The sequence below is a fragment of the Colwellia sp. 6_MG-2023 genome, assembly GCF_030547765.1.
Lineage (GTDB): Bacteria > Pseudomonadota > Gammaproteobacteria > Enterobacterales > Alteromonadaceae > Colwellia.
Window position 1 is genome coordinate 243,538 of the sequence record NZ_JAUOPP010000001.1, and the last position, 12,104, is coordinate 255,641.

The following is a 12,104-nucleotide window of genomic DNA, read 5'->3' on the forward strand; positions in this document are numbered from 1 at the left end:
AACACCTGATAGTATACGGAAGTAATTCTTTTTAAAGATTCATAACTGATATTTTTAAAAGTTTAAATAACGCTGAAATGCTGTAAAGGAGAAATGGCTTTGAGTTTAAGTGATAACAGAAAGTCTAATTTTTATTTCCTCGCTGAACATGATCCATTGTTCGTTGAAATTGCCAGTTCAGCTGAGCGAGCATTTGCAAGTGACCCTAATACAACACTTTTCAAATTGCGTCAGTTAGGTGAAGCATTAGCACAACATATTGCTGTACTCAATGGTACCGAATTTGATGAAAGAACATCTCAGTCAGACCTACTTTACAAGCTTAATCGGGAACTTACATTAGAGCCTGTTGTGCGTGAACTATTTCACACATTACGTATTGAAGGTAACAAGGCTACCCATAAATTTCGAACCAAACATAAAGAAGCTATTAATGGCTTTGTCGTTGCTCGAAAGCTTGCTATTTGGTTCCATCAATCTTTTGGTAAATCAGGTGTTAAATTTAAACCAGGGCCATTCATAGCCCCTATAGATCCAAGTGAACAATTACGACAACTTCAATCTGATATCGCTAAAGTTAAAGGTGAGTTGCAAGAAGCAAACATACAACTAGATTCAAACCAAAAACTTAATGAATTAATAGAAAAAGAAAAATCTGAATATGAAGCTTTAGCGTTAGCTATGGATGAGGAATCTCAGTCTTTAGCGAAACAAGCAAAATTACATGATCAAGAGCTGTTGAATCAACAATTAGAATATGAAAAAAAGATAAAAGAACTACAACAAACAATTAAAAATAAAGACGAAAAAGAAGCAACGACGAATCGACAAAAGATTAGTAGAAATACACAGGCAGCCAGTAAAAATATTGTTCTAAACGAAGAACTAACTCGTATCCTTATTGATCAACAACTAGAAGAAGCAGGTTGGGAAGTCGATACTCAAGAGTTAACGTATTCAAAAGGAACAAGACCTGAAAAAAACAAGAACAAAGCAATTGCTGAATGGCCAACAGCTCATAAAGGTAAGAAAGGTCGAGCCGACTATGTATTATTTGCAGGTTTAATACCTATTGCTGTTGTTGAAGCTAAAAAAGAAAACATAAATGTTGCAGGAAAAGTCTCTCAAGCAGAGCGTTATAGCAAAGGGTTTAAAGTAACTGCACTCATGCTCCCAGCATGGGAAGAGGAAGGAAAAACGATTGCTTGGCCTGACGAAGAAGATAGCCATTATCACATTCCATTCGTTTATTCTTGTAATGGTCGGCCTTATGTACCTCAATTAGAAGAACAATCGGGCACATGGTTTCGTGATGTGCGTTCATCAAGTAATACAAAAAAAGCACTACAGAAATTCCATACGCCTGAAGGTTTACTCGATAAATTAAAAAGAAGTAAATCAACCGCTGAAAAGTTATTAAAACAAGAAGGATTTAGTTATCTCAAGCTTCGTTCTTATCAAGAAAAAGCAATTACATCAGTTGAACAAGCTTTAGAAAACAACCAGCAAAAATGCTTACTTGCTATGGCTACAGGTACAGGTAAAACCCGAACTATAATTGGATTAATGTATCGTTTTCTTAAAGCAGAGCGATTTAAACGTATTTTGTTTCTAGTTGACCGAACAGCTTTAGGTACACAAGCATTAGATGCATTTAATGAAGCGCCACTAGAACAGAATCAAACACTTTCAAAAATCTATAATATCGCTGAATTAGGTGATATGGCTGCAGAAGCAGAAACAAGAATACAAGTTGCTACCGTGCAAGCAATGGCTTTGCGTATATTTAAGTCAGATACACCACCATCACTTGATCAGTTCGACTGTATTATTGTGGATGAGGCACATCGTGGTTATACGCTTGATCAAGATATGACAGAGGGCGAACTAGCAACACGAGATGCAAGTCAATATTTGTCAAGTTATCGCCGCGTTCTTGATTATTTTGATGCTATAAAAATAGGATTAACGGCAACACCGGCAAAACATACCAGTGATATTTTTGGTAAACCTATTTATACCTATTCCTATCGAGAAGCTGTAGCAGAAGATTGGTTAATAGATCACGAACCTCCAATTCGATATGAAACATTATTAACTCAAAATGGCATTAAGTTTAATAAAGGAGATACTGTTGACTCTATCAATATTCAAACCGGTGAGGTAGAAGCTTCAGAATTGGAAGATGAATTGAATTTTGATGTTACTGCCTTTAACCGTGGTGTTATTACTGAAAAATTTAATCAAGTTATCTGCAAAGAGTTAGTAAAAGAGTTAGATCCCTTCGGCGATGAAAAAACAATTATATTTTGTGCTCCATCAGCAGGTGGAATGCATGTTGATATGGTGAAAAGGTTTTTAGATGCAGAATTTAAAAATATTTATGAAGACGAATACAAACAGGCTGCGGTAGAAGTTTTAGTTGGTGGAACAGACAAAATTGATCAACTCATTAAAAAGTTTAAAAACGAGCGTTACCCAAATATAGCAATCACGGTTGATTTATTGTCTACAGGTATTGATGTACCTAAAGTATGTAATTTGGTTTTCTTTAGAAGGGTTAAATCACGTATTTTATATGAGCAAATGATAGGTAGGGCAACCCGTCGTTGTGACGATATAGGCAAAACGGTATTTCGTGTTTATGACCCCGTAGATATCTATGCAACACTACAAGAAGTAAACACCATGAAGCCGTTGGTAAAAGATCCTAAAATCACTATTGAACAATTAATGGATGAATTAAGTGATCCAGTAACATTAGAGCAAGCACTAAATGCCCCTGGTGAAACAGCAGATGAAAGTCATGCAGACGATGTACTTAACCAACTTAGCCAAAAAGTTATGCGTGTATTACGAAAGGCTAATAAAAAGTCTGAAAGTAAACCAGCGCTTAAACAAAAACTTGATGAACTTGAATCCCTTTGGGGCGTTGAACCGGCCAAGTTACATAAACACTTACATACCCTTGGTCCTAAGCAAGCGATAGAGTTCATGCAACAAAAAGGACTAACTAATGGCGGCTTAATCAATAAGCTAAACGAAGTTAAACAGTTTTGGGGCACCGAGTATCAACCAATTATTTCTGATCATCATGATGAATTGAAGGTTAGAGAGCAAAGTTACGGTAAATATGAAAAACCTCAAGATTATTTAGACAGCTTCAGTCACTTTATTAAAGAGCAACTTAACCAATCTATTGCGCTTTCTGTTGTAGTGAATAAACCTCGAGATTTAACCCGAGAACAATTAAAAGAAATTAAACTTTTACTTGATGGCGCAGGTTATAATGAAGCTCACTTACAAAGTGCTTGGCGTAACCAAACAAATCAAGATATTGCTGCAAGTATTGTCGGCCATATTCGTCGTGCAGCGTTAGGCGAAGCATTAATCCCCTTTGAACAGCGGGTGAATAACGCAATGCAACAAATTTATAGTCAACATCAGTGGCTTCCAGCACAACGTAAATGGCTTGAACGATTAGCCAAACAACTGAATTTTGAAGTTATTATTGATCGTAAATTTGTAAATACACGATTTTCAGAAGATGGTGGTGCTAAACGATTAGACAAAGTTCTAGGTAATCAATTAGACACAGTACTAACCGAATTAAGTGACTATCTCTGGTTTAACGACCAAGCCAGTTAGCACGTAACGAGTCAAAATAAGTACATAATATTAATTTTTAGCTAAGGTGATTTTTCACCTTAGCTTGTAGTAAAACTAGGAATAAAAATGAGTAATAACGACATCGTACAAAAACTATGGAACCTATGTGACGTATTACGTGACGACGGTATTAACTACAGTGATTATGTCACTGAGTTGGTCTTGCTATTATTCATCAAAATGGTCCATGAAAATACTGAAAACGGTGTACTAAAAGCACATACATTACCTGAAGGATGTCGTTGGACAGATCTAAACGCTAAGTCAGGTATTAACTTACTGAATGATTATCGCCGTATCTTATTATCTCTTTCTACTGGCAAAGATGCTTTAGGTAATAACATCCATGAAGACCCTTTAATCAGTGCAATTTATGCCGATGCGCAAACCCGTTTACGTGAACCAAGACATTTAGAGCAGCTGGTTAAATCGTTAGATAACATTCAAGATTGGTTCAGTGATAGCAAAGATGGCTTAGGTGATTTATATGAAGGGCTGTTACAAAAAAATGCAACTGAAACTAAATCTGGCGCTGGTCAGTACTTCACACCGCGTGACTTAATTGACTCTATGGTGCGTTGTATGAAGCCAAAAGCTGGTGAAATAATACAAGACCCAGCAGCAGGTACCGCTGGTTTTTTGATTGCGGCTCATCGCTATATTAAAGCGGCAACTGACGATTTGTATGACTTAAAACCTGAACAACAGAAATTCCAAAAAAATAAAGCCTATCTTGGTGTTGAGCTTGTGCCTGGTACTCGTCGCTTAGCACTCATGAATTGTTTATTACACGGTATGGAAGGTGACGAAGATGGCGTTATTCATCTCGGTAATTCGCTAGGCCAAGTCGGCGCAAATTTAGAACGTGCAGATATTATTCTAGCCAACCCACCATTTGGTACCAGTAAAGGCGGTGATGCGTCGATCTCTCGTGACGATTTAACTTTTGATACCAGTAACAAACAACTTGCGTTTTTACAGCACATTTACCGTAACTTAAAACCTGGTGGTCGCGCAGCGGTTGTATTACCTGATAACGTACTATTTGAAGCCGGTGCAGGTTCTGATATTCGTACCGACTTAATGAATAAGTGTAACCTACACACCATTTTACGTTTACCTACGGGTATTTTTTACGCGGCAGGGGTTAAAACTAATGTATTGTTTTTCACCAAAGGTAGCGAAAAAGATAAGTTACAAGAAGAAAATTGTACTGAGAATACTTGGGTTTATGATTTACGTTCAAATATGGATAACTTTGGTAAGCGTACCCCTTTTTCAGAGCTGCATTTACTACCATTTGAAAAGGTTTATGGTAGTGAACCGAAAGGTACAGCAAAACGTAAAGAAGGTGAATGGAGCTTTACTGAGGAAACTAAAGTAAATACACCTGAAAATAGCCGTTGGAGATGCTTCTCTCGTGATTATATTCGTGATACTAAAAAGGACTCCCTCAATATTTCATGGATTAGAGATAAAAAAAGCGTTGAAGCTAATGATTTAGAAACGCCCGAAGCACTTGCAGGTGATGCAATGAATGAATTAAAACTTGCATTAAGTGAACTTGAAACTCTGATGGAGTCACTTGCTGCAGGGGCCAAAGGATGAGTATAAAGACTTTACCAAAAAAATGGGAAAAAGATACTATAGGGAACTTAATCGAGTCCTCCAATACTGGTTTAGTCAGAGGAGCAAAAGATCAAAGTTCAAGTAAGCAATTTGATTATTTAAAAATGAATAACCTCAACACCAAGGGTGATTTCGAAATAAGTAACTTGATTAAAGTCGATGCGTCAGATGAAGAAGTTAATAAGTTCTCGTTGCAATATAACGACTTCATTTTTAATACAAGAAATAGCGTTGAGCTAGTTGGTAAGTGTGGAGTATTTCTTCATCGAACTGAAAAAAAAATTCTTTTCAATAACAACTTATTAAGAATACGATTTCACAAAATTGAGCCCAAGATAATTGCTTATTGGTTTAACTCAGCGGAAGGTAAGTATCAGCTAAGAAATATTACCTCTGCTACAACAAGTGTTGCTGCAATTTATCAAAAAGCATTAGTTGCTTTAGATGTTCCAGTTCCGCCACTTGCCGAACAAAAAGAAATAGTCAAACAGTTAGAAGGCTTGTTGGCTAAAGTCGACAGCATCAAAAATCGCCTTGATTCTATTCCTGACATTATCAAACGCTTCCGCCAATCCGTCCTCGCTTCCGCTGTTAGTGGGAAATTGACTGAAGGTGTGAAGACGGAAAATATTAAAAACTGGAAGCCTATAAAACTACAAGACGCGGCGAATATTATTGATCCACAGCCCAGCCATAGGACCCCAAAAGAAGTATCTGGGGGTATTCCTTATATTGGAATAGGAGATTTAAAACCTGATGGATCAATTGATTTTTCTCGAGCTCGTAAAGTATCTATAGATGTACTTAAAGAGCATAATAATAGGTATCAGTTGAAATTAGGGGATTTTGTTTTTGGAAAAATAGGTACCCTTGGTAAAGCCACTGTACTACCTATGGATATTGATTATACACTTTCTGCTAACGTTATCCTCATTCAGCCTAATTTAGACGTGTCAAATGCTACATATATTATGTTATTTCTTTCTGCTCCGTCTACTATGGATGAGATTGCAAGGCAATCCAACTCAACATCCCAAGCCGCTTTTGGTATAAAAAAAATGAGAAACTTTGCCTGTGAACTACCTCCTGTGAGCGAGCAAAATGAAATAGTTCGTCGAGTAGAACAGTTTTTTACTTTTGCTGACAAAATTGAAGAAAAAGTTAATGCGGCTCAAGAACGCGTTAATAATCTTACTCAATCTATTTTAGCTAAAGCTTTCCGTGGCGAATTGACAGCAGAATGGCGAGAGCTTAACCAAGCCTTAATCACTGGCGAAAACTCCGCAGAGGCCTTATTAGCTAAAATACAAGCTGAGCGTGATGCCTTGTCTAAGAAGAAATCACCTAAGAAAAAGCCAGTGAAAAAGCAAACGACCACAAGGAAAGCACAAGACTAATATGAAATTATTAAGTATCACCCTCGATGGTGAATATAAAGGATTACGTTCAGATACTTTTGATTTTAGCCAAAGTGAAGGCCGTTTATTGGCTTTTATCGGTTTAAATGGTTCAGGGAAGTCTCAGTTATTAGAGTTGATAGGTGAAACATTCTCTTACCTTGAGCGGTACAAACGACATGATTTTAAAGTTCGTTGCCCGTTAGGTTTTGCTGTTTCTGTTATTTATCATATTAATATCGAAAATGATCCAGATGTATTGAGTTATCCCGATGAAATGATTATTGATAATAGCCATGAACCAACGCTGAAAGTTAGTATTACAGAAGATGGTAATGTAAAAGTTAAAGTTAAAAATGGTGATGAGTGGGAAGAGCTACGTTTAAATGAAAAGTATTTTCCAATTCCTGCTTTAGTTGGCTACTCTTCAGGATTAAATGAAAATCTTCAACGAAGCTTTATGAAGAATGCTGTTCAGTTTTACGACATTATGCGTGTCAGAAAAAATCGTCGTAAAGAGCTAGGTTTAGATATCGTTAAAGAGATTGATATCGTTCAAATTAATGAACGCTATTTAAAGCGATATTCTCATATTTTTTCGGCTCCTGAAGGTGAAGCACGAGAGCAAGATGGATTATTATCTCTGCGTGAGTCAGATACAGCAATCCCTAAGAACATTTTCATGGATTATGACTGTTGTGCGCTATTAATGACCTCATTCTCCATACTTCCAGATGAAGAAATAAATACACTCCTCAAAGAAATACGATTTAAGTTACCCAAATTAATTAAGCTAAAATATGATTTACGCAGAGGTTTAGCCTCAGTTGATGCAGTAAAAGACATTGCTATACTTATACGTGCAGGTGGTGATAATTGCGTTGAGGGTATTGGTAACAGAACCACAGATAATGAATTTGATTTATATGAGCTAGATTACCTTGCTGGTTTTATTACTCTTGACTTATCGAATCAATCTGTAAAAGAAAAACTTTCAAATGCGAATTATAATGAGCCACTTCGCTTATTTGAGCGATTATATAAGATACAACTACTTGGCGTAAGTAATTGGCAAGGCGATGATCTTAAAAAACTAAGAAAGTGTGATTTCATTGAAACGGTTAAAAAACCATTAAAAACTAAATTACCGTTATCAGTTGAACGTCTTGAGTTGGCTGATGAAAATGGACAGTGTGTTAATTTTGACGACTTTTCAGATGGTGAAGCACAACTGATACAAATATTAGCCGCCGCTAGAATATTTCGTGATGAACAAACACTGTTTCTTTTTGACGAACCTGAAACACACCTAAACCCTTCTTGGCGTACATATTTTCATAAACACCTAGCTCAAGCTAATCAAGTTGGTGATGTCTGGACTAATAGCACTCAAACGTTACTTTCTACTCATTCACCCTTTATGATCTCATCACTAAAAAAATCAGACGTTTACCGATTTGAACGTGACGACAATGGTTTTATTAAAATGAATAGAGCTGAGAACCAAACCTATGGTGCTTCGTTTGACGTTTTGATCAAAGAGTATTTTGATTTGAAATCGCTTATTTCTCAAACCGTCGTCGAGGACATTAAAGTCCATCTACCTAAGGGCGATTCACAAGAAGAAAAAGATCAAGCCCGCGCTTGGTTAAACGAAAACATAGGTGAATCGATGGAAAAAGCATACTTGCTAAGGAAGCTGAAAGAGTAATGTTATTTCCCGCTAACCCTGCAACGCCTAGGTGCAAAATATTTGAAAAATTAAATGAAGAGTTATTGTTCTTTTTACGGACAAGTACCACTCGAACACGATTCTCTCGCCAACTATTTTCTAGGACTGTTGGGCAAGAATGCTGGGACAATGAAGCAACTAAAGAAAAATTTAAAGCCGTTTGGGATGCGTTGCGAGTTACTCAGACTGATAAACAAGTGTTTTTCGATTTAATAAATAACAGTCAAGATGTATCTTTATTATTTGCAGACAAAACTGCTGCTGTCCCTAGAGTTCAACCACAAAGTTTGTTTGATGCTTTAAAGAATTTAACCACACACCTTTTTACTAGAACAAAAAAGTTGGCTGGGATTATTCGTTTAGCTACTGAATCGATAGAACAACATTATCAGGAGTATGTACGTTCAAACACTGAACTGTGTTTTTTATGTGGAACTGCCGCGCTTTCCCATAACCGATTTAACATAGTCGATGATGAACAGTGGGTATCAGACTACGATCATCTTTTGTGTAAAGATAAATACCCAACATATTCATGCCACCCAGATAACTTTATTCCCACTTGTCACATATGTAATAGCAAGGCAAAAGGTGCACTAGATGTGCTTCATAATGGAGCAACGAGAAGAAAAGCATTTTATCCTCTCCCGCCGCTAGCTCAGAGTTTTTATCAAAAGGTAAAAGTTACACCAGTGTTTGCTGAGCTTAACGACTTTGCGGCTGATGGTGATAGTAATCCGTTGCGAGCAGCACAAATCACTTATCCAAACTCTACTCCAGATGAAGCTGAGATGATAAAAGCCTGGATAGATATTTACCAAGTACCTAAAAGGGTTGGATCTAGAATCACTTCAACTTTTTGTGAATACATTGATGGGGATTGTGCGCCCGAGGATTTTAACGATTTTTGCGAGCAAATTAGGCGTAAATCTAGACGTGAACCACAAGATATGAAAATAACAGAATGGCGTTTTTGGTGGTTTAGGCTATACGAATGGCTTCATGAGCAAGGCGACGATGTGAAGCAAGGTGCTTGGTCACTCATCGAGTGGAAGCAACAACAAGTCAATAATAATCAAGATGCAGAACAGACATTTGGTTATTAAAGTTGTTTTGGTTCTTGCCGTAACTGATTAACTGTAGTTATAATATTTAACTTCCCTTTTTGGTAATAACAACTATAATTCCCCTTTGGGGAACTTTGGGGCGTAATGAAGGTCTTAGGAAGAGACAAACTATTAAAGTTTAGTCGAAAACATGCAAATATAAAAAATGCACTAGATGCGTGGTTCTATGAAGCAGAAGATGCTGAGTGGAATACACCTCAAGATATTAAAGACCGATATAGTAGTGCAGACTTTCTATCGGACAATAGAGTTATCTTTAATATAAAAGGTAACCACTACAGGCTAGTAGTGAAAGTGAGATATCAAAATGGCATTGCTGTTGTTGAATGGGTTGGAACCCATTCGGAGTATGACAAGCAGAGCTTTTAAGGACAAATTATGAACCATATTAAATTAATCAAAACAGAACAAGATCATGATCAGGCCCTTTCCCGCTTGATGGCTTTGATGGATCTCGATCCTAAACCGGATACAGCTGCAGGCGATGAGCTAGATGTACTTGCGCTATTAATTGAAAAATATGAACAAGAAGTATTCCCTATGGATGTTCCTGACCCTATAGAAGCAATTAAATTTCGTATGGATCAACAAGGCTTAATTAAAAAAGATTTAATTCCTTATTTTGGTTCTGCATCCAAGGTCACTGAAGTACTTAATGGTACTCGAAATTTAAGTATTAATATGATCCGTAAGCTTAGTGAAGGCTTAGGCATTTCAGCCGATATACTTATAAAGGAACCATGCCAGAAAAAAGCAGTTTCTGCAGATATTAATTGGCAAGCCTTTCCTTTGGCAGAGATGCGCTTACGAGGATATTTTGAAGGATTCACAGGGTCATTACGAGAGTTAAAAGAATATTCAGCAGAGAAAGTAACCTCATTTTTATCGTCTGTGAAAAATGGGTTTGATTTAGAACCAGCAATGCTCAGAACTTCAGCACATTTACGTTCAAATGATAAAGAAACTAATGATTATGCGCTTTGGGCATGGCAAGTGAGAGTTTTACAAAAGGCCAAAGAAGAGCAACTTAAAACTAACTACGCTGTAGGAACTGTTGATTTAAAATGGATGAGAAAGTTGGCTGAGATGTCTTGGTCGAAACAAGGTCCTATTTTAGCTAAGGAATATTTAAACAGTCATGGTATTCATTTAATCATTGAGCCACATTTACCTAAAACATACTTAGATGGAGCCGTTTGCCTTTCTCCTACTGGTAATCCTGTTGTTGCCTTAACATTGCGACATGACAAGTTAGATAATTTCTGGTTTTCATTGATGCATGAATTAGCCCATATAGCGTTACATGTTGATGGAACCGAAACTTGGTTTCTTGATAACTTAGACGCTGAAGGAGGTGATGAAATTGAACAACAGGCTGATGCATTAGCTCAAGAATCTTTAATGCCTAACGATAAATGGGATATAGATAAGATATTAGAAGCAAGTGATGTTCGTGCCTTAGCTAAAGTTCTTAGTATATCTCCTTGTATCGCTGCTGGGCGTATCCGTTATGAATTGAGTGAACATTCGATGTTTGGTAAATTATTTAGAGAAAAGATCAGACATTGTTTCGTTTAATAAAATTGCCATTCGCTAATCTACGATTTGTTATGAACAGCTAAATTATATAAGAGTATTATGCCAGAGCTACCGGAAGTAGAAGTTTGTAAGCGTGGAATAGAGCCACATGTCTTAAATCAAATTGTCAGTGATGTAATAGTCCGAAATGCAAATATGAGATGGCCAATTACTCCGACGATTTCAGAAATTTGTAGTGAAAAAATTATTTCTGTTAACCGCCGAGCTAAATACCTCTTGCTTGAGACTTCTAGAGGTATATTAATGTTACACCTAGGTATGTCAGGTACTATTAGAGTAATTGACAAAGATACCCAGGTGACTAAACATGATCATTTTGATTTGGTTTTAGAAAATGGATTAGCTTTAAGACTCAATGATCCACGTCGTTTCGGATCCGTATTATGGATTACAGAAGATATTAATGAACACCCGTTAATTATAAAACTTGGCCCAGAGCCTCTATCTTCTGATTTTACAGATGATTGTTTATATGAAAAGTCCCGTAAAAAGACAGTTCCGATAAAAACTTTTTTGATGAACAACCATATCGTCGTTGGTGTTGGTAATATTTATGCAAATGAAAGCTTATTTAAAGCGGGAATAGATCCAAGGAAGCAAGCAGGAAAAGTTTCTAAAAAGCGTTATATAGAATTAACCACACATATTAAACAAACATTAGCGCATGCGATTGAGCAAGGCGGTACTACTTTAAAAGACTTCACTCAATCAGATGGTAAGCCAGGATACTTCGCACAAGAATTATTAGTTTATGGTCGAGGTGGTATGCCCTGTTTCGTTTGCAAAGAAAAATTGAAAGAAATAAAACAAGCAGGCAGAGCAACAGTATTTTGCCCTACATGCCAAAAAAAATAAGTTTTGCGGATAGGTAATAAAGATTCGCCTTAAAGTCTAAATGGGGTAGTTTTGTACCTAAATTAGTCGTTGCTATTAGAAAATTTAGATGAAAAT

8 protein-coding genes are annotated in these 12,104 nt (G+C 36.7%); all 8 read left to right on the forward strand.

The features are described from left to right. Window positions 1–93 precede the first annotated feature (93 nt). Window positions 94–3,648, forward strand: coding sequence for a type I restriction-modification system endonuclease (hsdR, locus tag Q4503_RS01050; RefSeq protein ID WP_303601154.1), 3,555 nt, complete (start codon window positions 94–96; stop codon window positions 3,646–3,648). Window positions 3,649–3,735: 87 nt separating this feature from the next. Continuing rightward, window positions 3,736–5,277: an N-6 DNA methylase gene (locus tag Q4503_RS01055; RefSeq protein ID WP_303601155.1), complete on the forward strand. Its 1,542-nt coding sequence runs from the start codon at window positions 3,736–3,738 to the stop codon at window positions 5,275–5,277. Next, the gene (locus Q4503_RS01060; protein ID WP_303601156.1) at window positions 5,274–6,695 is read left to right on the forward strand and encodes a restriction endonuclease subunit S; all 1,422 of its coding nucleotides are present in this window, start codon (window positions 5,274–5,276) and stop codon (window positions 6,693–6,695) included. Before Q4503_RS01055 ends, Q4503_RS01060 begins: the two co-directional genes overlap by 4 nt. Window position 6,696: 1 nt before the next feature. Further along, on the forward strand, window positions 6,697–8,406 hold the full coding sequence (locus Q4503_RS01065; protein ID WP_303601157.1) for an AAA family ATPase: 1,710 nt from the start codon (window positions 6,697–6,699) through the stop codon (window positions 8,404–8,406). Beyond that, window positions 8,406–9,533 (forward strand): hypothetical protein, encoded by a 1,128-nt coding sequence (locus Q4503_RS01070; protein ID WP_303601158.1) that lies wholly within the window; start codon window positions 8,406–8,408, stop codon window positions 9,531–9,533. The genes Q4503_RS01065 and Q4503_RS01070 overlap by 1 nt, the downstream gene beginning before the upstream one ends. A 105-nt stretch (window positions 9,534–9,638) precedes the next feature. Then, complete coding sequence (locus Q4503_RS01075) at window positions 9,639–9,923, forward strand: type II toxin-antitoxin system HigB family toxin (protein ID WP_303601159.1); 285 nt, start codon at window positions 9,639–9,641, stop codon at window positions 9,921–9,923. A gap of 9 nt (window positions 9,924–9,932) precedes the next feature. Beyond that, entirely contained in the window at window positions 9,933–11,132 is a 1,200-nt protein-coding gene (locus Q4503_RS01080) for an ImmA/IrrE family metallo-endopeptidase (protein WP_303601160.1), read from the forward strand. 60 nt (window positions 11,133–11,192) lie between these two features. Continuing rightward, the gene (mutM, locus tag Q4503_RS01085) at window positions 11,193–12,008 is read left to right on the forward strand and encodes a bifunctional DNA-formamidopyrimidine glycosylase/DNA-(apurinic or apyrimidinic site) lyase (protein WP_303601161.1); all 816 of its coding nucleotides are present in this window, start codon (window positions 11,193–11,195) and stop codon (window positions 12,006–12,008) included. Window positions 12,009–12,104: the final 96 nt, after the last annotated feature.

What these genes read in the sequence shown, in the direction of transcription:
- hsdR (WP_303601154.1), top strand. Translation starts at nt 94, where the DNA reads ATGGCTTTGAGTTTAAGTGATAACAGAAAGTCTAATTTTTATTTCCTC.
- Q4503_RS01055 (WP_303601155.1), top strand. Translation starts at nt 3,736, where the DNA reads ATGAGTAATAACGACATCGTACAAAAACTATGGAACCTATGTGACGTA.
- Q4503_RS01060 (WP_303601156.1), top strand. Translation starts at nt 5,274, where the DNA reads ATGAGTATAAAGACTTTACCAAAAAAATGGGAAAAAGATACTATAGGG.
- Q4503_RS01065 (WP_303601157.1), top strand. Translation starts at nt 6,697, where the DNA reads ATGAAATTATTAAGTATCACCCTCGATGGTGAATATAAAGGATTACGT.
- Q4503_RS01070 (WP_303601158.1), top strand. Translation starts at nt 8,406, where the DNA reads ATGTTATTTCCCGCTAACCCTGCAACGCCTAGGTGCAAAATATTTGAA.
- Q4503_RS01075 (WP_303601159.1), top strand. Translation starts at nt 9,639, where the DNA reads ATGAAGGTCTTAGGAAGAGACAAACTATTAAAGTTTAGTCGAAAACAT.
- Q4503_RS01080 (WP_303601160.1), top strand. Translation starts at nt 9,933, where the DNA reads ATGAACCATATTAAATTAATCAAAACAGAACAAGATCATGATCAGGCC.
- mutM (WP_303601161.1), top strand. Translation starts at nt 11,193, where the DNA reads ATGCCAGAGCTACCGGAAGTAGAAGTTTGTAAGCGTGGAATAGAGCCA.